This is a genomic window from Enterococcus sp. DIV1059_2, assembly GCF_051713685.1.
Classification (GTDB): Bacteria; Bacillota; Bacilli; order Lactobacillales; family Enterococcaceae; genus Enterococcus_D; species Enterococcus_D casseliflavus.
On record NZ_JBIOQK010000001.1, the window covers coordinates 2,815,188 to 2,840,894 of the forward strand.

Annotated in this window: 20 protein-coding genes and 1 other annotated feature; of the genes, 8 read left to right on the forward strand and 12 right to left on the reverse strand. The window is 44.2% G+C overall.

Features of this window, described 5'->3' with window-relative positions:
* Nucleotides 1–82 precede the first annotated feature (82 nt).
* From IGI72_RS13380 to vanS, 8 genes are all read left to right on the forward strand, one after another.
* Nucleotides 83–871 carry a bifunctional hydroxymethylpyrimidine kinase/phosphomethylpyrimidine kinase gene (locus IGI72_RS13380; protein ID WP_438754563.1) on the forward strand — a complete coding sequence of 263 codons (789 nt, stop codon included), beginning with the start codon at nucleotides 83–85 and terminating at the stop codon, nucleotides 869–871.
* Nucleotides 868–1,347: an ECF transporter S component gene (locus IGI72_RS13385; RefSeq protein ID WP_438754565.1), complete on the forward strand. Its 480-nt coding sequence runs from the start codon at nucleotides 868–870 to the stop codon at nucleotides 1,345–1,347. The genes IGI72_RS13380 and IGI72_RS13385 overlap by 4 nt, the downstream gene beginning before the upstream one ends.
* Before the next feature lie 5 nt (nucleotides 1,348–1,352).
* The gene (locus IGI72_RS13390; RefSeq protein WP_438754567.1) at nucleotides 1,353–1,898 is read left to right on the forward strand and encodes a TIGR01440 family protein; all 546 of its coding nucleotides are present in this window, start codon (nucleotides 1,353–1,355) and stop codon (nucleotides 1,896–1,898) included.
* Between the two features lie 342 nt (nucleotides 1,899–2,240).
* Nucleotides 2,241–3,293: a D-alanine--D-serine ligase VanC gene (gene vanC, locus IGI72_RS13395; protein WP_413157877.1), complete on the forward strand. Its 1,053-nt coding sequence runs from the start codon at nucleotides 2,241–2,243 to the stop codon at nucleotides 3,291–3,293.
* Nucleotides 3,290–3,862 (forward strand): D-Ala-D-Ala dipeptidase/D-Ala-D-Ala carboxypeptidase VanXY-C, encoded by a 573-nt coding sequence (locus IGI72_RS13400; RefSeq protein ID WP_005228842.1) that lies wholly within the window; start codon nucleotides 3,290–3,292, stop codon nucleotides 3,860–3,862. Before vanC ends, IGI72_RS13400 begins: the two co-directional genes overlap by 4 nt.
* Nucleotides 3,859–5,961: a membrane-bound serine racemase VanT gene (gene vanT, locus IGI72_RS13405; RefSeq protein WP_438754570.1), complete on the forward strand. Its 2,103-nt coding sequence runs from the start codon at nucleotides 3,859–3,861 to the stop codon at nucleotides 5,959–5,961. Before IGI72_RS13400 ends, vanT begins: the two co-directional genes overlap by 4 nt.
* Before the next feature lie 98 nt (nucleotides 5,962–6,059).
* Nucleotides 6,060–6,755, forward strand: coding sequence for a vancomycin resistance response regulator transcription factor VanR-C (gene vanR-C, locus IGI72_RS13410; RefSeq protein ID WP_005228837.1), 696 nt, complete (start codon nucleotides 6,060–6,062; stop codon nucleotides 6,753–6,755).
* A complete protein-coding gene (gene vanS, locus IGI72_RS13415) occupies nucleotides 6,745–7,875 on the forward strand; it encodes a vancomycin resistance histidine kinase VanS (protein ID WP_438754572.1) in 1,131 nt (376 codons plus the stop codon). The genes vanR-C and vanS overlap by 11 nt, the downstream gene beginning before the upstream one ends.
* 83 nt (nucleotides 7,876–7,958) lie before the next feature.
* On the opposite strand, the gene IGI72_RS13420 is transcribed toward vanS, so the two are convergent.
* From IGI72_RS13420 to murG, 12 genes are all read right to left on the reverse strand, one after another.
* Nucleotides 7,959–9,398, reverse strand: coding sequence for a glutamate synthase subunit beta (locus IGI72_RS13420; RefSeq protein WP_005228830.1), 1,440 nt, complete (start codon nucleotides 9,396–9,398; stop codon nucleotides 7,959–7,961).
* A 1-nt stretch (nucleotide 9,399) separates the two neighbouring features.
* Nucleotides 9,400–13,905, reverse strand: a complete 4,506-nt coding sequence (gltB, locus tag IGI72_RS13425) for a glutamate synthase large subunit (protein ID WP_438754574.1) — start codon at nucleotides 13,903–13,905, stop codon at nucleotides 9,400–9,402.
* 366 nt (nucleotides 13,906–14,271) lie between these two features.
* Entirely contained in the window at nucleotides 14,272–17,067 is a 2,796-nt protein-coding gene (ileS, locus tag IGI72_RS13430) for an isoleucine--tRNA ligase (protein ID WP_201690126.1), read from the reverse strand.
* A gap of 272 nt (nucleotides 17,068–17,339) precedes the next feature.
* Nucleotides 17,340–17,569, reverse strand: a binding site (T-box leader).
* Complete coding sequence (locus IGI72_RS13435) at nucleotides 17,565–18,320, reverse strand: DivIVA domain-containing protein (protein ID WP_005228824.1); 756 nt, start codon at nucleotides 18,318–18,320, stop codon at nucleotides 17,565–17,567. Its footprint overlaps the feature before it by 5 nt.
* 20 nt (nucleotides 18,321–18,340) lie before the next feature.
* Nucleotides 18,341–19,123: an RNA-binding protein gene (locus IGI72_RS13440; protein ID WP_005228823.1), complete on the reverse strand. Its 783-nt coding sequence runs from the start codon at nucleotides 19,121–19,123 to the stop codon at nucleotides 18,341–18,343.
* A gap of 18 nt (nucleotides 19,124–19,141) precedes the next feature.
* Nucleotides 19,142–19,405: a YggT family protein gene (locus IGI72_RS13445; protein WP_005228822.1), complete on the reverse strand. Its 264-nt coding sequence runs from the start codon at nucleotides 19,403–19,405 to the stop codon at nucleotides 19,142–19,144.
* A 26-nt stretch (nucleotides 19,406–19,431) separates the two neighbouring features.
* Nucleotides 19,432–20,085 (reverse strand): cell division protein SepF, encoded by a 654-nt coding sequence (locus IGI72_RS13450; protein WP_010749764.1) that lies wholly within the window; start codon nucleotides 20,083–20,085, stop codon nucleotides 19,432–19,434.
* 16 nt (nucleotides 20,086–20,101) lie between these two features.
* Entirely contained in the window at nucleotides 20,102–20,773 is a 672-nt protein-coding gene (locus IGI72_RS13455; protein WP_074536072.1) for a YggS family pyridoxal phosphate-dependent enzyme, read from the reverse strand.
* A gap of 12 nt (nucleotides 20,774–20,785) precedes the next feature.
* The gene (ftsZ, locus tag IGI72_RS13460) at nucleotides 20,786–22,030 is read right to left on the reverse strand and encodes a cell division protein FtsZ (protein ID WP_005228816.1); all 1,245 of its coding nucleotides are present in this window, start codon (nucleotides 22,028–22,030) and stop codon (nucleotides 20,786–20,788) included.
* Nucleotides 22,031–22,061: 31 nt separating this feature from the next.
* Nucleotides 22,062–23,384, reverse strand: a complete 1,323-nt coding sequence (gene ftsA, locus IGI72_RS13465) for a cell division protein FtsA (protein WP_005228814.1) — start codon at nucleotides 23,382–23,384, stop codon at nucleotides 22,062–22,064.
* A gap of 153 nt (nucleotides 23,385–23,537) precedes the next feature.
* Complete coding sequence (locus IGI72_RS13470; protein WP_128487821.1) at nucleotides 23,538–24,521, reverse strand: cell division protein FtsQ/DivIB; 984 nt, start codon at nucleotides 24,519–24,521, stop codon at nucleotides 23,538–23,540.
* A gap of 86 nt (nucleotides 24,522–24,607) precedes the next feature.
* Nucleotides 24,608–25,702 (reverse strand): undecaprenyldiphospho-muramoylpentapeptide beta-N-acetylglucosaminyltransferase, encoded by a 1,095-nt coding sequence (gene murG, locus IGI72_RS13475; protein WP_010749767.1) that lies wholly within the window; start codon nucleotides 25,700–25,702, stop codon nucleotides 24,608–24,610.
* Nucleotides 25,703–25,707: the final 5 nt, after the last annotated feature.

Sequence of the window (25,707 nt, forward strand, 5' to 3'; positions counted from 1 at the left end):
GAAAAAACATCCAATTGGCCGTTTTTCTTTTTTACCGACTGATTATAATAGAAAGAAATGAGAAATGAAAGGAGCAGCAGACATGAAACAAGTCTTATCGATCGCCGGTCTCGACAGTTTGGCAGGTGGCGGCATGACGGCTGATTTGAAAACATTTGAGGAATTCGGGGTGTTTGGCCATGCCCTATTAACATGTGTGGTCGCCATCAAGGATGATCTTATGTTCCATGATCTCCCTGAACCTGTGATCCAAGCACAGCTGGATTCACTGCGTTCGGTCGTATCCCTAGATGCAATCAAAATCGGGCTGCTTCATCAAACGGCCATCATTGAATTGCTGCGAGATTTTTTACAAACATTTACCGGACCGATCGTGCTCGATCCCGTTCTCGCCTTCAAAGAAGGAGATACTGCCTTTAACCACTCCTATCAAGCAGGATTGATCTCATTGTTTCCTTACACAGCATTAGTGACACCTAATCTGCTCGAAGCACAACACTTATCTGGACAAAGCATTACCTCTTTAGCAGAGATGAAAACGGCGGCAAAAAAAATCCATGCGCTTGGTGCCCCAAATGTTCTGATCAAAGGTGGCAGTCGACTAACTGGGGAAACAGCCTATGATGTTTTGTATCAAGAAGGACAATTTACCGTTTTTGAGGCAGAAAAAAGTACGCGAACCACAACCAACGGTGCTGGCTGTACCCACTCATCAGCGATTGCCGCAATGCTTGCTAAAGGCACTTCGTTGGAAGCAGCTATCCAAACCGCAAAAGCATTTGTTTGGGCAGGGATTGAAGACGGTTTGCCTTTAGGTACCTCTGGCAACGTCAATCAGCTCGCCTATTTTAAAAAGGAGGAACACCTATGAAAGTAAGAAACCTAACGACGATCGCTATGCTGACGGCACTCACGTGTGCACTTTCTTTGACCTTTATCATTCCTGTTCCGCAAACGAAGGGCTTTGTGACCTTATGTGAAGCAGGGATCTATATCTCGGCCCTTTTGTTCGGACCTAGCGCCGGTGCCTTCGTCGGTGGAATGAGCGGCGGCATCATTGATTTTCTATCAGGCTACCCTGAATGGGCCTTCTTTTCCATCGTGATCCATGGTGTGCAAGGCTGGATCGTAGGTGGAATGAGCCATCGGCCACTAGCAGCCGTCATTGTCGGCAGTTTAATCATGATCGCCGGCTATGCAGCAGCAACGGTTTTGCTATTCGGTTTAGGCGCTGGGATCGCCTCGATCCCAAGTAATTTGATCCAAACGGTCTTTGGCAGCATCGTTGCTTTACCCCTGACGCATGCCTTGCGCCGCACGAAAAAGTTTTCTTTAAATGAAAGGTGATTCTTATGACAGATATCAATCAATTAAAAACGGATTTAACTACGATCGTTGAAGAAGTCATTACGACAGCGAACGTTGGTGAAAATGATCTTTTTGTCCTTGGTTGTTCAACAAGTGAAGTCGTGGGCGGCTTGATTGGCAAAAATTCAAGTCAAGAAGTAGGCATGGTTATCGTTGAAACACTACGAGCGATCTTGCATCCCAAAAATATTCATTTAGCCGTTCAAGGCTGTGAACACCTCAATCGGGCTTTAGCTGTTGAGCGTGAAACAGCTCGACTATATCAATTAGAAGAAGTCGCAGTAGTGCCCCAGTTGCATGCAGGCGGTGCTTGCTCAGTTGCCGCTTTCCAGCTGTTCGATGAGCCTATTGAAGTGGAGCACATAGTAGCAAAAGCTGGCATCGATATTGGCGACACAGCAATCGGTATGCATGTCAAACATGTTCAAATCCCGATCCGTCCCTCTATCAAGACCCTTGGCGCTGCCCATGTCACAGCTCTGGGATCACGGCCCAAATATATCGGTGGTCCTCGTGCGCATTACGCATAATAAGCGAATCGTATAATAATCGAAAAGCCCTCATCAAAAAGAAAAAGCATGCTTCGGCGTGCTTTTTTTGTGTCAACGTTCCTGCCATTGCCTCCCCCTTTCCTTCAGAGTGCTCTTTTTTCACTATTTTTTCCACTCCATCTTATGGCAGCTTTTTCTACTTCAAAGGCTAGTTTCTTCCTGGTGTAAAAAGAGCGGCAGCTGTCGCCTTCCTTTTGTCATAAATTCGTCAGAATTTCATCACAAAAAGAAAAGAAAGATACCAGTAAGCCCGCAAATTTCTTTTTTCTTTCCTTGATAGACTGAATGTAGTAAGAATCGAAAAGCGGAAGGAAGAAAAATATGAAAAAAATCGCCATTATTTTTGGAGGCAATTCACCGGAATACACCGTTTCTTTAGCTTCAGCAACTAGCGCAATCGAAGCACTCCAATCATCTCCCTATGACTACGACCTCTCTTTGATCGGGATCGCCCCAGATGCTATGGATTGGTACTTGTATACAGGAGAACTGGAAAACATCCGACAAGACACGTGGTTGTTGGATACGAAACAGAAACAGAAAATACAGCCGCTATTCGAAGGAAACGGCTTTTGGCTAAGTGAAGAGCAGCAAACGTTGGTACCTGATGTTTTATTTCCCATTATGCATGGCAAATACGGGGAAGATGGCAGTATCCAAGGATTGTTTGAATTGATGAAGCTGCCTTATGTAGGCTGCGGGGTGGCAAGTTCTGCCTTATGTATGAACAAATGGCTGCTGCATCAAGCTGCAGCAGCCATTGGCGTACAAAGTGCTCCTACGATTCTCTTGACAAATCAAGCCAACCAGCAAGAACAAATCGAAGCTTTTATCCAGACCCATGGCTTTCCAGTTTTCTTTAAGCCTAATGAAGCGGGCTCCTCAAAAGGGATCACTAAAGTCACCTGCGTTGAAGAAATCGCTTCTGCCTTAAAAGAAGCCTTTACTTATTGTTCCGCAGTGCTCCTACAAAAAAATATTGTCGGTGTTGAGATCGGTTGCGGTATTTTGGGCAACGACTCTTTGACTGTCGGTGCTTGTGACGCCATTTCATTAGAAGACGGCTTTTTCGATTTTGAAGAAAAGTACCAGCTGATCAGCGCCAAAATCACCGTCCCTGCGCCATTGCCTGAAACGATTGAAACCAAGGTCAAAGAACAAGCTCAGCTGCTCTATCGTAGTCTTGGTCTTAAAGGTCTTGCTCGCATCGACTTTTTTGTCACGGATCAAGGAGAACTATACTTGAATGAAATCAATACTATGCCGGGCTTTACGAGTCACTCCCGCTATCCTGCCATGATGGCAGCGGTCGGCTTATCCTATCAAGAACTACTACAAAAACTGCTTATCTTAGCAAAGGAGGAAGTCAAATGAATCCCTATCTACAGTTAGTTAGCAAAGAATTTCCGTTAGAAAAAAACCAAGAACCCCCTCATTTAGTCCTTGCTGCCTTCAGCGAAGACGAGGTTTACTTGCAGCCAGAAGCAGCCAAACAATGGAAACGGCTCGTCAAAGCCTTAAAGCTTGAAAACGAGATCTGCTTGTTAGATGGCTACCGAACCGAAAAGCAGCAACGGTATTTATGGGAATATTCCTTGAAAGAAAATGGGCTAGCCTATACGAAACAATTTGTGGCGTTGCCCGGTTGCAGTGAACATCAGTTAGGCTTAGCGATCGATGTTGGTTTAAAGGGCAGCCAGGATGATTTGATCTGCCCACGATTTCGTGACAGCGCAGCCGCCGATTTATTTACCCAGGAAATGATGAACTATGGGTTTATTTTACGCTATCCCGCAGACAAACAGGAGATTACAGGGATTGGCTATGAACCATGGCATTTTCGTTATGTCGGTCTGCCTCATAGTCAAATCATCGCCAGTCAACAGTGGACCTTGGAAGAATACCATCAATACCTTGAACAAACTGCGAGGCAGTTCGCATGAAGAAGAATCAAGGAATCGAGCAATTCCGGGTGATTTTGGCGATGATGGTGGTGGCGATCCACTGTCTGCCTCTTCATCACTTATGGACTGACGGTGATATCCTGATCACGTTGACGCTCTTCAGAATTGCCGTTCCCTTCTTTTTTATGATCAGCGGATATTACGTGTTCAGCGACTTAGCCACCCAAAACAGCTATCCTGCCAGACAGCGTGTCTGGCAGTTTATTAAAAAGCAGCTGCAAGTCTACCTCATAGCCACACTGCTCTTTTTGCCGCTTGCTTGGTACAGCGGCATGCTTGGGTTGAACATGCCGCTGGGCACCTTTATCCAAACATTGTTGGTCACTGGCATTCTTTACCATCTTTGGTATTTTCCTGCGATCATTACCGGCAGTCTACTAGTGATGGGCCTCTTGACACGGCTTTCTTTCAAGCAAGTGTTTTTCATTGCTGTCGGTTTGTATTTGGTTGGTTTAGGTGGGGACAGTTGGTCTGGCCTGGCTGCACAAACACCCATTACGCCACTCTATTCACTGATTTTTCAACTATTGGATGGAACTCGCAACGGCATTTTCTTTGCTCCTTTATTTTTGATCTTAGGGGTACTAGCCAGAAGATTTTCCAAGAAACCAGCTTCTCCCCATCGCTATAGTTATCTGCTGATCAGTCTGATTTGCTTGCTTTTGGAAAGTTACCTTTTGCATCACTTTACCACGCCGAAACATGACAGCATGTATGTTTTTTTGCCCTTCGTCCTGTTGTTTTTATTTCCGATCATCCAGCAATGGCAAGCACCCATAATCTGGAAACAAGCGGGTCGACTGTCCCTTTGGCTCTATTTGCTCCATCCTTATACCATTGCAGTGACCCATTTTCTTAGTCAAAAGCTGCCCTTGCTGCAAAACAATCTGATCAATTTCTTCGTGGTCTTAGGACTGACCATTGGGGTGGTGCAAGGTCTCTTTGCTTTGCAGAAGCTGTTCCCGTTTTCGAAAAAAACGCCGCCCAAATTGCAGCGAGCAGCCAAAGAATTTTCCGCCCCCGCTTTGTTGCACAACCTGCAGGAAATCAAGCGATTGATCCCAGCAACAACAAAAGTGATGGCGGTGGTTAAAGCGGATGCTTATGGTTGTGATGCGAAGACGGTCGCCAGTACCCTAGAAAGAGCCGGCGTTGATTTCTTTGCCGTTGCTACCCTTGAAGAAGCCATTGAATTACGGCGAGCTGGCATCAAAAGTCCCTTACTGATTTTAGGGTACACTTCTGCCCAACGTGCCAAAGAGCTGAAACATTATTCCTTGATTCAAACCATCGTTAGTGAGGCCCATGGGCATGCTTTAGCCCAAACAAGCATTCCGATCGAATGCCATTTAGCGGTAGATACTGGTATGCACCGCTTAGGCGTTGCACCTGATCTTGAGACAGTTACTGGACTTTACGCCTTGCCATCTCTCAAGATTACGGGCATTTTTTCCCATCTAGGCTCTTCAGATCAGCTGGATACGGCAAGTATCTTGCGGACACAAGCCCAAATCACTTGTTTTGATGATCTGTTGGCTGGCTTATCCGCTAGAAATATCGCCTATGGACTGACACATCTGCAAAGCAGCTACGGAATATTGAATTACCCCGAGAAACACTATGATTATGTACGCCCAGGTATTCTTCTAACTGGTTCATTGAGCGTCCCAAACGAACCAACGAAGCAGAAGATAAACGTACAGCCAATTTTGACACTCAAAGCCTTACTGGTAGACAAAAAAACAGTTGCCGCTGGTGAAGCGATCGGCTATGGATTAGGCACTGTTTTTGATCGACCAGCCACCATCGGGATCGTTAGCATCGGCTACTGCGACGGGGTTCCACGTGCCCTATCAAACCAAGGGTTCCAACTTTCTTATCAGGGTGCTTTACTCCCGCAGATTGGGTTGGTTTGTATGGATATGCTCTTGATCGATTTAACGGACTATCCAGAACTGGCGGTCGAAAGTTCGCTCGAAGTAATCAGCGATTGGACGACTACCGCTGATCAAGCACAAACCATTACCAATGAATTGATCAGCCGCCTAGGTTCCCGCATCACCTCTAGTTCAAAGTAGAAAACGAATGCATTCGCTTACCGATTACGGTATGATGGGTGTAGAGTAAATGGTAGTGTAAATGAAAAATGATCGTAGATAGTTGGAGTGAATCAAGGATGGCAGAAAAAATAATTGTTGTTGATGATGAAAAAGAAATCGCGGAGTTAGTCACGACGTTTCTAAGGAATGAAGGCTTCCAAGTAGAACCTTTTTATGATGGAACGAGCGCTTTGGCCTATCTTGAAAAAGAAACGGTCGACGTGGCGGTTTTAGATGTGATGCTGCCGGATATCGACGGCTTCCAGCTGTTGCAGCAAATTCGTAAGACCCACTTTTTCCCAGTACTGATGCTCACGGCAAAAGGGGAAGACTTGGATAAAATCACCGGTCTAAGCCTTGGGGCAGATGATTATGTGACCAAGCCCTTCAATCCTTTAGAAGTCGTTGCTCGGGTCAAAACGCAGCTGCGGCGATACCAGCGTTACAACCAGTCAGCGAATCCCCAGAAGATTGAAGAATACGAAAAGGAAGGCTTACTGTTGAAAATCAACAGCCACCAATGTTTTCTTTATGGCAAAGAGGTTTTCTTGACCCCCATCGAATTTAAAATCTTGCTTTACTTATTTGAACACCAAGGATCGGTCGTTGCCTCGGAAACCCTTTTTGAAGCAGTTTGGAAAGAAAAGTATTTAGACAACAATAACACAGTGATGGCACATATCGCCCGTTTGCGGGAAAAACTGAACGAGCAACCCCGCAAACCGAAATTAATCAAAACCGTATGGGGGGTCGGCTATATCATTGAAAAATAGAAGTCCATTGATCCGCAAGCTCTTGACCCAATACTTTATCACCACGGGCATCTTGATGGCGATCTTGATCATCATTCCTTTCGCAGTACGCTTCGTTGCTGGAATGAGGGTCTGGTATGGCTATGAACCCATTTATCAAATTTTACGACTTTTTGCTGACTATTGGCTTCTTTGCTTAGCCATCGGGGCCTTACTGATTTGGGTGAGCACAACGATTTATTATATGAGTAAAGCTATCAGTTATTTGAATGAAACGATCCAAGCCACAAACCAACTGATTGCCGAACCCACGAAGCGAATCGTTCTTTCCAGCAATATGATTGATGTGCAAGAAGAAATGAACCAGTTGCGGGAGAAAAACTTACAGGATCAACGAGCCGCCAAAGAAGCGGAACAAAGAAAAAATGATTTGATCGTCTATCTCGCACATGATTTACGAACGCCTTTGACCAGTGTGATCGGCTATTTGACGCTTTTAGAAGAGGAACCGCAGCTTTCTACCGAACTACGCGCACGCTATACGAAGATCGCCTTGCAAAAAGCCCAACGGCTGGAACTATTGATCAGCGAATTTTTCGAAATCACCCGCTTTAATCTTACAACGATCGCCTTGCAAACTGAAACCACGGATCTGAGCTTGATGCTGGAACAGTTGACGTTTGAATTTTTGCCGCTGTTAGAAGAAAAAAATCTCCATTGGCAACTTCAGCTACAGAAAAAAGTCTTTGCGACCGTTGATACGGAGAAAATGGAACGCGTTTTTGACAACTTGATCCGCAATGCCATCAATTATAGCTATCCTAACTCCCCTTTGCGATTAGCCATCAGCGAGTCTGATGATATCCTGATTCGTTTGACCAATCAAGGAAAAACGATCCCAGCTGAAAAGATCGGCTTGATTTTTGAGCCTTTCTACCGCATGGATGCTTCCCGAGCAACAGCGACGGGTGGGACGGGTCTTGGTTTGCCGATCGCCAAAGAAATCGTTGAAGCATTAGGTGGAAAGATTTGGGCGGAAAGCCGTGATGAAACCATCGTCTTTTCGATTCGCCTACCGAAGGCAGCAATGGAAAAAAATGAACAGCTGTCAAAGACCCATCCATCTGAACCAACCGCTTAACAGGCAAACAACCTGAGCATTTCGCTGCTCCCCTTCTAATTCAGAAGGAGGAATAGCTGCTCAGGTTGTTTTTTATTGATTGCTTATTGATACACCAACGATCGTAACGCTTGATCGACTTTTTCTGCCGCTAAGCGTCCTTCACGAATCGCCCAGATGACTAAACTCGGTCCTCGTTTGGCATCTCCTGCGACTAACACTCGTTCATTGTTCGTCGTGTAATCATCGTACACTTCTCGCACACCAAAGGCATCGAAGAGTTGGGTCTCTGCACCAACAAAGCCCATTGCTAACAAGACCAAATCCGCCTTGATCACTTGCTCTGTGCCAGGGATCGGCTGAAACTGTTGATCCACTGAGACCGTTTCGATGGCGATCAACTGGCCGCGTTCGGCGCCGATAAAGGCCGTTGTGGACACTCCATGATACGTCACTTGTGTTTGTAGCACTTCAGCCGCTTCTTCTTGCCCATATCCTGTGCGGGCTGTCATTGGGTATTCAGGCCAAGGATTGCTGTCGGTCCGTGTCAATGGCAGTTGGGGCGTGATCTCCAATTGACGCACAGAAGCGGCTCCTTGCCGAATCGCTGAACCAATACAGTCATTTCCAGTGTCGCCGCCACCAATCACGATAACATGCTTGCCAGCAAGTTTTTTACTTGTTGCCGCTTTGCCATGCTTTAACACATCTTTGGTTGCTTCCGTCAGATAATCGACTGCAAATTGCACCCCAGTCAATTCACGACCTGGAATCTTCAAGTCACGAGGAACACTAGCTCCTGTTGCCAAGATGACCCGATCATACTGAGCGGCCAATTCTTCTGCTGACAAGTCACGACCGATCTCCGTATTAGCGACAAAGGTCACGCCTAGCTCTGCCATCAAGTCAATCCGTCGCTGAACGACGTCTTTATCTAATTTCATATTTGGAATACCGTACATCAGTAAACCGCCAAAGCGATCACTGCGTTCATAGACCGTCACTTGATGCCCTAGTTGATTCAAGCGCCATGCAGCGGATAAACCAGCTGGTCCGCTGCCGACGATGGCAACTTTGAACCCAGTCGCTTCTTGAGGCAATCCCGAGGCTTTGACCCAATCATTTTCAAAAGCAGTATCGATAATAAAGCGTTCATTGTCGTGGATCGTGACACCCGAGCCATTCAGTGCTTCGGTACAGCCTTTTTCACAAGGAGCTGGACAAACACGACCAGTCATTTCAGGTAATGGGTTGGTTTTGGCAAGACGCTCAAAAGCGGCTTGGAAACGCCCTTGATAAACCAAGTCATTCCATTCAGGAATCAGGTTGTCATTGGGACAACCTGAAACCGCTCGTTGCCCCCCGTAAAAAGAACCGGTATGACAAAAAGGAATCCCGCAGTTCATACAGCGTGCTGCTTGCTCTTGACGCTCATTTTCAGGCAATGGCGTCTGTAATTCTTGCCAGTCTTCGATTCGTTCTGCCACTGGTCGGGTAGGATTTTCTACTCTTGGGTACTTTAAAAAACCAAATGGATCTGCCATATTAGTCACGCTCCTTTCCTGGGATGGTCAATTGTGGACCGACGACAGCTTCGAAGGCTTTCGTCACAAGTTCATCTCCGACAAACCCTTGGTCCGCCAAGGTCTCCGTCGCTTGGATCATCTGATGGTATTCTGTCGGATAGACTTTGATGAAATGGTGCTGCTGATTTTCCCAATCTTCTAGGATCTCAGCCGCCTTCAATGAATCTGTATAGGCGAAATGCTGCTGGATCATCTCTTTTAGTTGGTGGTCATCGCCGCTTTCGCCAATCCGATATAAATCGACCATTTCCCGATTGCATTTATCGGCAAAGGTTTGATCGGGGTCGTAAACATACGCCACGCCACCGGACATTCCAGCACCGAAGTTGCGGCCGGTTTTTCCTAATATCACCACAACACCGCCAGTCATGTACTCACAGCCATGATCGCCAACACCTTCGACAACGACATTGGCTCCACTGTTACGAACACAAAAGCGTTCGCCAGCAATGCCTCGGAAATAGCCTTCGCCTCGATTTGCCCCGAAGCACGCTACATTACCAACAATTGGTGAATGCTCTGCGTCATAAGCGGCATCTTCAGGTGGCACAATGATTAAGCGGGCACCGCTTAACCCTTTGGCTACATAATCGTTGGCCTCACCGATCAGTTTCAACTGGATGCCCTGGGTGGCAAAAGCCCCAAAGCTTTGTCCAGCAATACCTCGATACGTAAACTGTAACAGACCTGGGGTAACTTCATAATTGCCAAAACGTTCCGCGATCCAGCCTCCTAAACGCGCGCCGACTGAGCGTTGAACATTATTGATCGTATGATTCGTCACGATTTCTTGATTGTTGTCGATAGCAGCTTGTGCAAAAGCATCTAATTCTGGCCATTGACGTTTCTCAAGGAATGGATCGGTCACTTTGCGTTCGATTGGGATCGTCGTCCCAATCATTTTCGAAAAGTCTAATGATTTTGCTTTGCCTTTAGCAACGAAGCGTGGTGTCAACAATTCCGCATGTCCTACCATCTCATCGATGGTACGAAAGCCTAACTCAGCCATCGTTTCCCGTAGATCTTCTGCTAAAAAGTACATCGTGTTGATGATGTGCTCAGGTTTTCCAGCAAAAAATTTTCGCAACGCTGGGTTCTGTGTAGCAATGCCGACAGGACATGTATTGATACTGCATACCCGCATCATGACACAACCAATCGCAACTAGCGCTAAAGAGGCAAAGCTATATTCTTCTGCTCCTAAAAGAGCAGCAATGGCGATGTCCCGACCCGTCATCAATTTTCCATCTGTCTCTAAGGTCATTCGCTGCCGCAAATGATTCATAGCTAACGTTTGATGGGCTTCTGCAAGCCCCATCTCCCAAGGCAAGCCGGCATCACGGATCGAATTTCTCGGAGAAGCACCAGTCCCACCGTCATAGCCTGAGATCACGACTACGTCTGCGCCAGCTTTGACGACACCGGTAGCGATCGTACCCACGCCCGTACTAGAAACCAATTTGACATTGATCCGTGCATACGGATTGATGGCTTTTAAGTCATAGATCAGCTGGGCTAGATCTTCAATCGAATAAATGTCGTGATGTGGTGGCGGTGAAATCAATCGAACACCAGGCGTAGACCCTCGAATCTCGGCGACCCACGGGAAGACTTTATTGCCTGGTAATTGACCGCCTTCTCCAGGTTTCGCCCCTTGCGCCATTTTGATCTGAAGTTCATCTGCACTCATTAAATATTCGGCGTTGACACCAAAACGGCCAGAAGCTACTTGTTTGATACGACTATTATAATTAATGCCATCCACTGGTTTGAAACGATTTCGGTTTTCGCCACCTTCTCCACTGTTGGATTTTGCCCCGATCGCATTCATTCCTTCAGCAATACAGCGATGCGCTTCTTCACTTAGTGAGCCGTAGGACATCGCCCCGACTTTAAATCGTTTGACGATCGTTTCGACAGGCTCCACCTCAGCTAACGGAATACTGCGTCTTGTGTTCGCAAAGGTCCACATAGACCGTAACGTCGTTGGATTGTCCAATGCCTCTTGATTCATTTCCGCCGCATATTCTTTATAAAGCTCATAACTGCCTGTGCGAACGGCTTTTTGGAACCCATAGATCGTTTTTGGATTGAACAAATGATGTTCCCCATCGGCTTTGTACTGGAAACTACCGCCAGAATCAAGATAATCCATTCGTTTTTCACCATATGCGGCCTCATAACGCGTCAGATATTCTTGCTCGATTTGCGCTAACGAGAGACCACCGATACGGGTAACCGTGCCGGTAAAATATTCAGCGATGACTTTCTCAGAGATACCAACCGCTTCAAACAATTGTGCCCCGTGGTAACCGGCGATCGTTGAGATTCCCATTCGTGACATGATTTTGACAATGCCCTTTTCACATGCCTTGCGGTAACTTTCGATCTTCTCTGAAAGCTCAAAATGCGCCAATGTCTGGTAAGCCCCATAAGGATGGACCCCACTTGCTCCGTAGCCGACTAACATGGCATAATGATGGACCTCACAGACTTCCGCAGTATCCGCAACGATCGATGCCAAGGAACGTTTGCCTTTTCGCACCAAATAATTGTGCAGGCCTGATACCGCCAAGAGAATCGGAATCGCCACTTTTCCTTCTTGCGCTTGGATGACTTCCCGATCACTTAAAATGACGATCGTTGCCCCAGCATCGATTTTTTGCTCCGTTTCTTTAAAAAGCGCTTCTAACGCTTGTTGCAAAGCTACCCCGTTTTCAGGTACATAATCATAAAGAATCGACTGTAAAACCGCTTTTTGACCATTTTGATCTAACTGTTTGATCTTTTCATATTCACTCGTTTTTAACACAGGACTAGCAATCTTCAGCTTATTACAATTGATTCGGATGTCCTTTGAAACATCCCCATCTCGACCTAAAAACAGCTCGGTACCGATCACTAGTTTTTCGCGAATCGCATCAATGGGTGGATTAGTCACTTGGGCGAATTGTTGCTTGAAGTACGTAAACAAGGATTGGGGACGTTCGCTCAAAATAGCTAAGGGTGAATCAAACCCCATGGAGATCACTGGTTCTTCTCCCGTTTGAGCCATTGGTAAAATCAACGTGCGTATGATCTCATCCGTGTAGCCATTTCGTTTCCAAAGGGTCTGGATCGCATCGTCTGCTGTTTCTTCCTGCTTCTCAGTCCCAGGAAGCAGCTCTGGTGTCAATAGGTGTTCCGCTAGCCACTCCTGGTAAGGATGGGCATTCGCATAATGCGCTTTGATATCTTGATTTCGTAAGATCATCCCTTTTTGGGTATCCACCAAAAACATATTTGCTGGTCCAAGCACCCCTTTTTCAATCACTTCTGACGCTGGTAAATCCACCACTCCTGACTCAGAGGCCACGACAACAAAACCAGCTTTCGTGATTGAGTAGCGAGATGGTCGCAATCCATTACGATCAAGGGCAGCTCCCACCATCTCCCCATCGGTAAAGCATAAAGCTGCTGGTCCATCCCAAGGAGCCATAAAGCTTGCATTGTATTCATTAAAAGCCGTCAGTTCTGGCGTCAAGCCAGCTTCTTTAGACCACGCTTCTGGCACCATCATCAACAGTGCTTGGGGAATGTCTCGACCTTGACGATACAAGTATTCCATACAATTTTCCAGCTTCGCAGAATCGGAGTTTTCGTCATCGTAGACTTCGATCTGATGTCCATGCATCCAATTTTCCGCCCCGCGTAACGTGTTGATTTCGCCATTATGGGCTAAGAAACGAAAAGGTTGCGCCCGACTCCAGCTTGGAAAGGTATTCGTTGAAAAACGAGAATGAGTCAAAGCAATACTCGAAGTCATTTCTGGGCTTTGAAGATCTTTGAAAAACAAGCCAACTTGATAGGCATGCAGCATCCCTTTATAAACAACTGTCTTACTGGACAAGCTGCAGATAGACAGCTCATCGGTATGATATGTTTTTTCCAGTTTACGCCGTAGCCGATAAAGCTGATCTTCAAAGGGACGGCCAGCAGCTACATCGACAGGCTTTTCAATAAAGACTTGCACAAAAGATGGCATGACTTTTTGCGCCCCCGGCCCACACTGATAATAATCATATGGAACGTCGCGCTGCCATAAAACCGTAAAACCCATTTGTTGAATGTCTTTAGTTACTTCTTCTTGGACCTGTGCTGCTCGGAGCTTTTCTTTCGGTAAAAAAAACATCCCAACAGCATAAGCGCCTTTTTCAGGCAATGGGATTCCTGCCTTTTTTGCCCGCTGCTGAAAAAAAGGATCTGGCATCGCCATCAAGATTCCTGCTCCGTCCCCCGTGTCAGGTTCAGCGCCAGTTCCCCCTCGATGATTCATCCGTTCTAACATCGTTAAGGCATTTTGGACGAGCTCTCGGGAATAATGACCATTTTTCTGAGCAATGAACCCCATCCCACAAGCATCTTTTTCAAAAGCGGCATCGTACATCGTTTGGTTCGTTGTTTTCATCATCTCTAAATCACTCATGGAATCACACTTTCTTTCAATTTTCTGAATATTCCGATTTTTAACAGTTTACAACCTGTTTTTCTATCTGGCAAGTTTTTTTTACTTGATCCGATCTCGTTGCTTTCTTCCTTCAAGGGTTACTTACATCCATTGAACAAGTAGTTACTTGTAAATCACAGGCAGGAATCTTCGTCTAATAAGGTTTTTTTATTATACAATAAACTATCGTAAAATTATTGCAAACGAATGAGAATCGTTATCAATTAACGCGGATTTTCTCATTTGGATGTCACAAACAGCTGCTTATGTCCCATTTTCAAGGAACAAGCTTAATTGATTTCAAAAAAAAGATGACCCACAATAGGATCATCTTTTTCCGTTTTTTTATTTTTCAAAGCCTTCTGCAACCGCTTCAGGATAGTTTTCTTTGACAATGGCTGCGCAATGGCCGCAAAGTGTTGGTAGCTGCTCTTCTACACCGACATCCACACGGACTTGACGACAACGTTCGCAGACTTCACCTTCGGCTTTTTCCACTAAGATCGCCACGTCTTCGAATTGATAGGCCGCTTCTGGTGCTGCTTCACCTGCTTCTTTGATCGTTAAGAAGTCCGGTGAAATGATCAGCAACTGAGCGATATCTGAATCAATGGCTTTTAGTAATGCCGCAACCGGTTCGGTTGGATAGACAGTCACTTTTGCTTCAAACGATTTCCCGATCAGCTTTGCATTACGCGCTTCTTCCAATGCTTTTAAGACATTGTCACGGAAATCAAGGAAAGCACGCCATAAATCAAGCAGCTCTTCTTGGTTAGCAAATGTATCATAGCCAGGGAACTCCGCTAATTGGACATATTCCTCTTCTTCTTTCAAATGTGACCAGATTTCTTCTGCCGTATGCGGAATGATCGGCGTTAGTAATTTCGTCAACGCAACCGCTGTTTGATAAAAGACGGTTTGCATGGCGCGACGTTGGAAATCATTTTCAGCTTCGATATAAACGACATCTTTCGCAAAATCCAAATAGAAGGATGACATATCGACTGTCAAGAAGTTGATGACTGTTCGGTAAATATGCAAGAAGTTGTATTTTTCATAACCATCTTCTCGGATCGTTTTGATCGTTTGATTTAAACGAACCATCATGTATTTATCAACAGAACGCAAGTTTTCAAATGGTACGCTGTCTTTTGCTGGATCAAAATCATTCGTGTTAGCCAATAAGAAACGCATGGTATTGCGAATTTTCCGATAGACTTCTGATACTTGATTCAAGATATCCATAGACACGCGAACATCCGCTTCGTAGTCAACACTGCTGACCCAAAGGCGCAAAATATCCGCACCCATTTGGTTGATCACTTTTTCTGGTGCAATGGTATTTCCAAGAGATTTACTCATCTTACGGCCTTCGCCATCTAAGGTGAAGCCTTGAGACAAGACGGCTTTGTATGGTGCGACTTCATTGATCGCAACACTAGTTGTGATACTTGAGTTGAACCACCCGCGATATTGATCAGAACCTTCCAAATACATGTCAGCTGGGAACGTCAATTCTGGACGTTGACGTAACACGGCTTCGTGAGAAGAACCTGAATCAAACCAAACATCCATGATGTCAGTTTCTTTCGAGAATTTACCGTTTGGTGAGCCTGGATGCGTAAAGCCAGCCGGCAGCAATTCTTCGGCTTCTTTTTCAAACCAAATCGTTGAACCATGTTCAGCAAACAAGTTTGCCACATGCTCGATCGTTTCAGGCGTGATGATGGCTTCGCCGTTTTCTGCGTAAAAGATTGGCAATGGTACACCCCACGCACGTTGACGAGAGATCACCCAGTCGCCGCGATCGCGAATCATATTGTATAAACGGGTTTTGCCCCATGGAATGATCCAATCTACTTTTTCGATCTCATCCAAAATGTTTTGACGGAACTTATCAATTGAAGCAAACCATTGTGGCGTTGCCCGATAGATGACTGGTTTTTTCGTCCGCCAATCATGTGGATAGCTGTGAGTAAAGAAGTTTAGTTTTAATAGCGCCCCTTTTTCTTCTAAAAGCTCAGTGATCATTGGATTGGCTTTGTCATAAAAGACCCCTTCAAATCCTGGTGCTTCTTCTGTGAAGACCCCACGGCTATCGACTGGCGATAAGACATCTAGCCCATATTTTTTGCTGACGATGTAGTCATCTTCCCCGTGTCCTGGTGCAGTGTGGACCAAACCAGTACCGGCATCCAATGTCACATGATCCCCTAACATCAACAGAGACGTACGGTCATAGAAAGGATGTTGCGCCGTCATTTTTTCTAATTGATCGCCTGCAAATTCTTGCAATACTTCGACAGATTCCCAACCAATCTCATTCGTCACGGTTTCTAATAAATCTTTTGCCACGACAAATTTACGACCATCAGCCAAGATTTGAACATAGGCAAAGGTTGGATTCACAGAGATTCCTAGATTCGCTGGCAAGGTCCATGGCGTCGTCGTCCAGATAACAAAAGATGTATCTGAATCAAGCAAATCTTTGCCATCTGCGACTGGGAAAGCAACATAGATCGATGGTGATTTCACATCTTTGTATTCGATCTCGGCTTCTGCTAGTGATGATTCACTAGATGGTGACCAGTAGATTGGTTTTAATCCTTTGTAGATATAGCCTTTTTCTGCCATTTTTCCGAAAACGCGAATTTCTGCAGCTTCATAATCGGGCGTCAGTGTGATGTATGGGTGCTCCCAGTCACCAGAAACCCCTAAACGTTTGAAGTCAGCTCTTTGTGTATCCACTTGTGTCAAAGCATATTCTTCACATTTTTTGCGGTATTCTGCCAAGCTCATTTCTTTGCGCTTGATTCCTTTATTTGTCAACACTTGCTCGATCGGCAAACCATGGGTATCCCAACCAGGTACATAAGGGGAACGGAAACCTGACATTGATTTGGAACGTACGATAATGTCTTTACTGATTTTGTTCAATGAGTGTCCGATATGGATGTTCCCATTTGCATAAGGAGGACCATCGTGTAAGACAAAGGTTGGCTTGCCTTCATTTAATTCTTGACGGCGTTGATACAATCGATTTTCTTCCCATTCTTTTTGCCAATCCACTTCGCGGTTCGGCAAGTTGCCTCGCATTGGAAAAGCGGTTTTTCCAAGATGCAGTGTTTCTTTCATTTTCATTCTTGTTTCGCTCCTTTTCGTCTCACTACGTTTCCGTATAATTTCTAAATCCATTGACTCGACCAATCAATTGCTTCTATTGAACGTATCAAAATGGATTGGTTGCCATGACTTCCTTGTGTTTAGGTCTCACTGATTCTAAAAATCAATCCTAGTAATTCCTCGTTTGGTTACTACGCTCCTTATGGTCGCCTAGTACTGTTCATCATCTGCTCTGTTCCGCATTGCGGACCAGAGCAGATGATGAACAGCAAAAAACACGTCCGTCCCTGGCAAGGGACGAACGTGTTCGTGGTACCACCCAAATTTTAATTGTCGTTAGACAATTCTTTGATGATCGGTAACGGGATCAGGCGTCGTTCTCTACTTGAGTCTTTGGATAATCGGCTCTTTAAAGAACGCAACTCACAGATGATCTGATTTCTTACAGGGTTTTATTTGGCTTCCACTCTCCCAAACTCGCTTGAAAAATATAAGAAATTTTTCTGTTCTGTGTCTTAGTTGTTATCTGTTTTGTTCAATTCGTCTAATAAGTTTCTCGCATCATCTAATGTTTTCACTTCAGGGCTTTCGCTTACATCAACGATTTTTTCATCTGATTCAACAACGTCCACATCAAATGTGTCCACTGCTTCTGAGTTTACTCCAGAACCATTTTCACTGTCAAGTTCTTTTGATAAAACTTCTCTGATTACTTGATGGGAATCTTGCACGTAGCTTGAAAATGGCGCCAAAATCTCTTCCCACTCGGGGCTCTTCACTTGTTCTAATTGGGTTTGTAACATAACCAATAAGTTGTTGTGGAAGACTCTGGTTTTCTTCTTCAAGTCATTTGTTTCTGTTGCCAATTGACGGGCATTGTCTGTTGCATCCGTTAAAATCTCTTTGGCTTTTTCTTCCGCTGAGGTCATCAAGGCATGGGCATGTTTTTCTGCAGTAGCAACCATTTCATCCGCACGGTTTTGGGCAGACGTAACGATCACTTCTGATTCTTTGCTTGCGCTTGTTTTTACTTTATCCGCGGTATCTTGAGCCACGATGATGGATTGGTTCAAAGCGTCTTTCAGTTCATTGAAATACTCTAGTTTTTCTTCGGCGTGTTTCAATGATTTCTCTAACTCGCGATTGCGTTGAACCGCTTCTTCATAATCGCGGACGATCATATCCAAAAAGTCATCGACTTCGTCTTGGTTGTATCCTCTCATTTTTACTGAAAAGTTTTTATTTTGAATGTCTAATGGAGTTAATGCCATATTCTATACACCTCTTTGATTTATTTACGTAATACACCTAATAACAATCTAACTTTTTCTTTTTTCGTGGTTCCTTCTAACCCCTGTATTTGAATCCGACCAAATCCTCTTACTGAAACGATATCCAGTAAATCCAGAACAAAATCTGGCCGTAGTGCTTCTGTCCAGTTTACTTTTACTTTTCCTGATTCGATCAACTGTTTCGAACGCTGACGTGAGATGTTGTATACGGCAGAGATCACTGTATCAAGACGCAATGAACTAACCGTTTCTCTTTCCTCGGTCCAGCCATCTTTAGGAACGATCAACTCGGTGTATTTTGTTTCTTCCAAGCGCACCGATACGTTTCCGATTTTATCCACTTGGAGTTGGATAAAATGACTGACTTCAGTAGCAACGAATACTTGCCATATTTCACCATCGGAAAGAATGTCTCCAAAGTATTCCCTCTTGACTCCAGTCCCCATTAACGTGCCTAAAACTTTTCCATGACTCAACACCGTAAATTTTTTCGGGTATTGAATCGTAAACAAAGTCATGTCAAACTCATCGGTGGTGGGCTCATAATAATCGGGATAAATCAAACAACGTCGTCTTTCAGCAGCTTCGTAACCACCAAAAAAGCGGAAGCTTAAATCCGTTGATTGACGAATCAAGCTTTCTAAAATATACGCTTGTCTCGGATCTAAAAAATCAGTTAAGTAAGGCGCATACTGCATTTGCACTTGTTCGATCCATCCTTGAGCGGAATCAATAAAAGGGCGTTCATCGTTTCGAAAATGTTGATAGACATTTGCGTTCACCGATAACCACCCCTTACGTTAAAATAAAATTGATTGTAAGATCAATATCAATGCTTGTGATGCTAGCTGTAAGACGATAATTGCAAACGCAATCGTAAAATCAATACCAGCAAAACTTAATTTCAATCGATCAAATAAACTCAAATACGGTTCACACACTTTTGCTAAGAAACGGCCAAAAGCGGATTGATACCCTCCTGGAAACCAAGACAAAAGTGCATAGATCACTAATAAAATGGTATACAGATAAACAGCATCACTTAGTAATTTAACGAATCTCAAAAATAAAATTGGCGTTCCTCCTCACTTTAGATATCAAAAAAATTGGTATCTGCTAATGTTTGGGCAGTGCCTTCAATTTCCATACCCTTAGGCGTGCAAAGAAAAATTTCATCGCCAACACGCTTGATATCACCATCTTCAGCGTACACTGTTCCTGTTAAAAAATCAACTATTCGACGAGCTTGGTACTCTTCAATTAAATGAAAATTAACAAGTACAGCATCCCCATTGATGACCTGCTTGGCAATCCCCATCGCTTCAGAATAGACGCGTGGCTCTACGATCGTTATTTTACCAGCTGCTTGTGCGGGTGTTTCTTTTGCTTTTGTTTCTTTGACTCTCGTATTGCTTCTTTGTTGTGCCATCGGAACGACTTTTTCTTCCGTCTTCGTCACCGGTCTTACCCGTTCAGCCGCAGCTGAGGCTTGTTGATAGACAGCTGCTTGTGGTTGCTGTCTGTATTGATAGGCTTGATTTTGTGGTTGACTTGTTGTACGTGTTGCCGCTTGGCCAGATGCATACGTATTCGTGGTTGCTCTGGGGGCTGTAAAAGCTCCTCCTTGGTTCACAGCTTGTTTAGACGCTGTGCGTGCCGGTTCTTCCGTGGCAAATGTTTCTTCGTAGTAATCTTCTTCGTCAGTCAATCCAAAAAAATTGGTCAGTTTCTCTTTGAGCGACATCGGTCAACCTCCTTTTTTATTGAAATAATGCTGTTCCTACACGAATAAATGTTGCACCTTCTTGAATCGCAATGGGAAAATCATTACTCATTCCCATACTCGTTTCTAAGCAAGGGGCATGTGTAAGATGCAGGTCAGCGATCTGTTGTTGAATCCTTTTTAATTCTTTAAAAATCTGATGCTGCTCGTCTTTGGAAGCAGTGAGCGGGGCCATCGTCATCAATCCAACAACACGAATTTTGTCGAACGAAGCAAGTGCTTCAATAAAAGCCATTACCTCTTCAACAAAAATCCCTTGTTTCGTTGCTTCCTGCGAAACATTCACTTCCACAAAGCAGTTGATCGGATGCTCTGCTCGTTTTTGAATTTCTTGTGCCAGTTTGATTGAATCTAACGCATGGAAAAAATCAATCTCATTTATAATTGATTTTACCTTTCTGCGTTGCAAATTGCCAATAAAATGCCAACGGACATCTGGATAATCCTTTAGTGCTGCCTTCTTTTCAAGTAGTTTTTCTACTCGATTTTCTGCACAATCCCGCACACCATTTTCTAAAAGGACTCTTGTTGTTTCTGTATCGACGGATTTTGTCACAGCTGTCAAACAGACATCATTGGCATTTCTAGAAACAAGAGCACAGGAATCCTGTATCTCTTGCTGAATCTTGTGCAAGTTCTCAGAAATCATGTGCTCTGCCCCCTAGCGTTTACGACGGAAAAATGGTGGTGTGCTTAATTCGTCGTCATCATTCGAACGTACTTCATCACGGCTGAAGGTATCGAATTCTTTCTTTTCTACATTTTCAAATGTGTTTTCTTCTACTTTAGGTCGTACATTTTGTTCTTTGCGGATATCCCAATCACCAAAGCCATTGCTTTCTTCTGCTTGCGCTGGGCGTGCTTGATCCATATCTAATGTTGGTTTTTGAGGGATAGAATGAATTTGACCTTGGCTTTGTCTGCTAGAGCGAGAACCCCGTTCTTTTTTTGAAGGGTCAATGCCGGTTGCAATGACAGTCACACGGATCTCATCGCCTAAGTCTTCATTGATTGATGTACCTAAGATAATGTTTACGTCGCCTGTTGCCGCATGAGCGACGATATCAGAAGCATCTTGTGCTTCAAATAAAGTCATATCCAATCCGCCAGTGATGTTCAATAGCACTTGTTCTGCGCCATCGATTGACGTTTCTAGTAATGGTGAAGAGATCGCTTTTTTCGTTGCTTCGATTACACGTTCTTCCCCGCTAGCAACACCGATTCCCATCAAGGCTGTGCCTTGATTTTCCATTACTGTTTTCACATCAGCGAAGTCTAAGTTGACATAGCCAGGTGCAGTGATCAAGTCTGAGATCCCTTGAACCCCTTGACGCAAGACATTGTCTGCTTCACGGAATGCTTCAAGCATTGGCGTTTTCTTGTCAACAACTTCTAATAAACGGTTGTTTGAGATGATCAATAAGGTATCGACATTCTCTTTTAATTTAGCGATGCCTTCAGCCGCAAAACGGCCACGTTTTGGTCCTTCAAATGTAAACGGACGAGTAACGACACCGACTGTCAACGCGCCGATTTCTTTAGCGATTTTCGCTACGATCGGTGCAGCACCTGTTCCGGTTCCGCCACCCATACCAGCGGTAATGAAAATCATGTCTGCGCCTTCTAATGATTCGCGAATAGAATCTTCACTTTCTTCCGCTGCTTTTTGACCAACTTCTGGTTGAGAGCCAGCACCAAGTCCGCGGGTATATTTAGGGCCTAATTGAATGACTGTTTCTGCTTTTGAGTTTTTTAACGCTTGAACGTCAGTGTTGGCTGCAATAAATTCTACGCCCTTGACATTTTCTTCGATCATACGATTAACTGCGTTGCCGCCACCGCCACCGACTCCGATGACTTTGATCACAGCGCCGTCATTGATGTTATTATCAATTGAAAATTCCATAATTTATCTTCCTCCTGAGAATCGTTTTAGATTATTCAAAGATATTTGAGAAGAAATCTTTTACTCGGTTTGTGATCGACTCACCTTTTTTCTCTTCTTCTGCTTCTTCATAAGTTTCTTCTGGCGCTTCATATTGTTCGTAATGCACTTCTTGTTGTTGAATAGCAACGGGCTGTTGCGCCACTGTTTTTTCACCAGTGATCGCACTTTTGGCAAGCTGGTACACTTCGCTTAAGTTTGCCGAATAGTCAACGATACTGATCACATTCGTGAAAACAGGATTTCTAAGTCCCATATGATTAGGAACATAAAGCTTGACGTTTGTTTCGAATACTTCTTGAGCAAGATCTACGACACCAGGAAGACTTGCAGCGCCACCAGTCAAGATCACGCCACCCGGTAAATCAAGCCCATCGATTTCGTCTAGGACTTCTTTTGATTTGGTGAAGATTTGTTCCATACGGGCTTCAATGATTTCTGATAAATAGCGTTCATCGATTTTCACTGGTTCTGATTTTCCGATCACATCAACCGGAAATTCTTCACTGGCTGAAGTGCGTTCAGGATACGCATCCCCATAATTGATCTTCAATGCTTCTGCATTGTTGAAAGAGGTATTTAAAACCGTCGAAATGTCTTTTGTGACAAATTCGCCGCCCTCTTGGTTCACATGAGTGAATTTCAATTGCTTGTCGTGCATCGCTGCTGTGGTTGTTTGGCCGCCACCAATGTCGATGACGATCGTACCAAAATCTTTTTCACCGTCTGATAAAATCGATTCTGTTAGTGCTAATGGCGTAATGACTACTTCATTAACAATCAAACCAGATTTTTCAACACATTTGCGAATGTTGTGAATGATGGTTTTTGGTCCTGTATACACAACACCAAACATTTCTAGGCGAACCCCGATCATGCCACGAGGATCTTTGATTCCTTCAAAACCATCAACGGTAAATTCCTGCGGTAAAATAGCAATGATCTGTCTTTCAGGAGGGGTAGAACGAACGAGTGCTGCGGAGGCAACATTACGCACGTCTTCGTCGGTGATCTCTTTTGATTCACTATTGACAGCGATCATTCCTTGACAATTTTCCACTTCAAGAAGATTGGCTGGTACACCAACACTTACACTGCGAATTTGAATTCCTGCTTTTTCTTCTGCTTGTCTTACTGCTCTTTGAATGGCTTGTACCGTTTTATCGATATCTACAATGATCCCACGGTTGATTCCTTCTGATTTTGCATTACCTACACCAATGATATTCATTTGGCTGTCAACGTATTCGGCTACTACAACTTTTACAGATGTCGTACCGATATCAAGGCCAACATACATTCCCGTTTTTGCCATGGATGGGGTTCCCTCCTACTTAAATTGGATATATAGCGAACCATCACAGTCCGTTTTTAGAGTTCATTCGAATAATTTGTTCACTGTTACCAATTCTACCATATAATGGCGCTTTTTAGAAACAAGTTAATGAAAAAAACTCTTGAATTTTTCCTAAGAATCACTATCAGCTGTTTGATTTTCGTCTGCATCGTCTTCTTGTGTATTTGAAATTGGGTAAGTAAAGATTCCAACTTCCATATCCACAATACTGTCCTCGGTCAAATCTTTGGCAATTTGCGGATAATACTGCATTTGACTCACCATATTCGAAATGTTGACGATCACTTGATTGCCATCATTCATAAAGAGAGTCAGCAGCTCATCATTGCTGTCACGGGGGGTATATTTGATTTGAGAAACGCCATCGCGAATTTCTGAACTTAATTCTTGATAGGCACTAAGTGTTGCTTTGATTTTATCTTCAGCCGAAAAATTTTCTAAAACCGGCAATCCTTCCACTGGCTGCTCACTGATTTCATCTAACACAACGCCATTTTCTAAAACCGGCGCATAGCCACCATCTTGGGCTAGTAAAGCAACTTCTTGAAATTCAGTGACAGTGATATCGAAGCGATTGATACCAGATAGAGAAATTGAGGCATTTTTTATACGTGGCAATTCTTTTTTGATGGCAGACACGCTTTGATTACGTTCGAAAAATTGCGGCCACATCTCTTCATTGACGGTTAGATCCGAATTTTCGAGAATTGCTTCTGCGGATACTTCATGATTGCCTTTGACGACCACATTCGCCAAACGACTAAGGGGCGAAACGAAATACAAAACAATCAATAAAGGAATCATCAACAATCCAATAATCAAGGCTAAACGGCGAATCAACACTTGGTTGCGGTACGCCTTTAGGTTAGGCAGCCGATCAGCAAAGGAGCGGGCCTTATTTTCTGGCTCTGGCAATGCTTCCTTCTCATCAACGGACTCTTCCATTGCTTCATCTGCTTCAAAAAATGCTTCTTCTTGCTCGTCTTCATGGTCTTTGGACGTATCTTCTGTTTCTTCAGGAGCAGGAGAAGACCAAGCTGGCTGATTGCCTTTTTCTTGCAAATACTTTAGATTTTCTTTTTGCCAAGGGGTCAACTCTTCCGTTGACGAGGGGGTTTGATCATCATGAGGTGTTTTGTCTTTACTAATGATAATCGCTCCTTTCTATCCCACACATTGTACTATTTGATTACCTCTTGCACAAGTCGAAATAATCGTTCTGAGGCATCGCTGATCCCTTGTTCTTTTGAGGCTTTTGCCATCTTACTACGAAGGGCTTCATCTTGCATGATACTGTCTACTGCTTCCACGAGGTTTTGACTGTTTAGTTCATGATCGGCAATCATTTTGACTGCTCCTGCATTGGCTAAACTTTGGGCGTTCTTCGTTTGGTGGTCATTGGTCACATAAGGACTAGGAATCAAAATCGCTGGAATCCCTAATGCAGTGAATTCTGCGATCGATGTGGCTCCTGCTCGTCCAATCAACAAATCACTATTTGCCATCACTTCTGCCATCTGATCAATGTAAGGGCGAATACTGATATTAGGAAAGGCATCTTTTGACATGCCGATTTTTTCTTCGATCTCTTTGTAATACCGTTCACCTGACGCATAGAGAAGCTGATACTCTTTTTGAGCAAACAGCGGCAGCGCATCAATGATCGCTTGATTGATTTTCAGTGCTCCTTGACTCCCACCAAAAACCAAGACCGTCTTTTTCGCCGGATTTAAATCATAGGAAGACAAGATCGCTGACTTTTGACTGTTGCGTACTTCTTGACCTCGAGGATTCCCCACCAGCACTGTTTTCTTCGCTGGAAAGTACTGGGACGCATCGTGAAAGGCAATGGCGATTTTATCCACATATTTGGTTAGAAATTTATTCGTGATTCCGGGAACACTATTTTGTTCATGAATAATTGTAGGTATTTTCAACTTCGCTGCAGCAAAGACCACCGCGCCAGAAACGTAGCCGCCGGTGCCGATCACCACATCCGGTTGAAACTCCTTGATGATTTTTTTGGCTGCGTAATAACTTTTCATGAAAAGTTGGATCGTTTTTACATTATCGAAGGACAACTTACGCTTAAAGCCTTGGATTTCTAATGTTTTAAAAGGAATACCTGTTGGAGGGACGATTTTATTTTCCAAGCCCCTTGTTGCACCAATGTATAAAAATTCGGCTGTCGGGTCAATCTCTTTTACATAATCGACAAAAGACAACGCTGGATAAATATGTCCGCCAGTACCGCCGCCAGTCACAAGTATTTTCATATCCG

Excerpts from the sequence above, each read along its gene's own strand:
- vanR-C (WP_005228837.1), top strand. The coding sequence starts at position 6,060 with ATGGCAGAAAAAATAATTGTTGTTGATGATGAAAAAGAAATCGCGGAG.
- gltB (WP_438754574.1), bottom strand. The coding sequence starts at position 13,905 with ATGAGTGATTTAGAGATGATGAAAACAACGAACCAAACGATGTACGAT.
- IGI72_RS13450 (WP_010749764.1), bottom strand. The coding sequence starts at position 20,085 with ATGTCGCTCAAAGAGAAACTGACCAATTTTTTTGGATTGACTGACGAA.
- ftsA (WP_005228814.1), bottom strand. The coding sequence starts at position 23,384 with ATGGCAAAAACGGGAATGTATGTTGGCCTTGATATCGGTACGACATCT.
- ftsZ (WP_005228816.1), bottom strand. The coding sequence starts at position 22,030 with ATGGAATTTTCAATTGATAATAACATCAATGACGGCGCTGTGATCAAA.
- IGI72_RS13420 (WP_005228830.1), bottom strand. The coding sequence starts at position 9,398 with ATGGCAGATCCATTTGGTTTTTTAAAGTACCCAAGAGTAGAAAATCCT.
- ileS (WP_201690126.1), bottom strand. The coding sequence starts at position 17,067 with ATGAAAATGAAAGAAACACTGCATCTTGGAAAAACCGCTTTTCCAATG.
- IGI72_RS13435 (WP_005228824.1), bottom strand. The coding sequence starts at position 18,320 with ATGGCATTAACTCCATTAGACATTCAAAATAAAAACTTTTCAGTAAAA.
- vanC (WP_413157877.1), top strand. The coding sequence starts at position 2,241 with ATGAAAAAAATCGCCATTATTTTTGGAGGCAATTCACCGGAATACACC.
- IGI72_RS13400 (WP_005228842.1), top strand. The coding sequence starts at position 3,290 with ATGAATCCCTATCTACAGTTAGTTAGCAAAGAATTTCCGTTAGAAAAA.
- murG (WP_010749767.1), bottom strand. The coding sequence starts at position 25,702 with ATGAAAATACTTGTGACTGGCGGCGGTACTGGCGGACATATTTATCCA.
- IGI72_RS13455 (WP_074536072.1), bottom strand. The coding sequence starts at position 20,773 with ATGATTTCTGAGAACTTGCACAAGATTCAGCAAGAGATACAGGATTCC.
- IGI72_RS13390 (WP_438754567.1), top strand. The coding sequence starts at position 1,353 with ATGACAGATATCAATCAATTAAAAACGGATTTAACTACGATCGTTGAA.
- vanT (WP_438754570.1), top strand. The coding sequence starts at position 3,859 with ATGAAGAAGAATCAAGGAATCGAGCAATTCCGGGTGATTTTGGCGATG.
- IGI72_RS13380 (WP_438754563.1), top strand. The coding sequence starts at position 83 with ATGAAACAAGTCTTATCGATCGCCGGTCTCGACAGTTTGGCAGGTGGC.
- IGI72_RS13385 (WP_438754565.1), top strand. The coding sequence starts at position 868 with ATGAAAGTAAGAAACCTAACGACGATCGCTATGCTGACGGCACTCACG.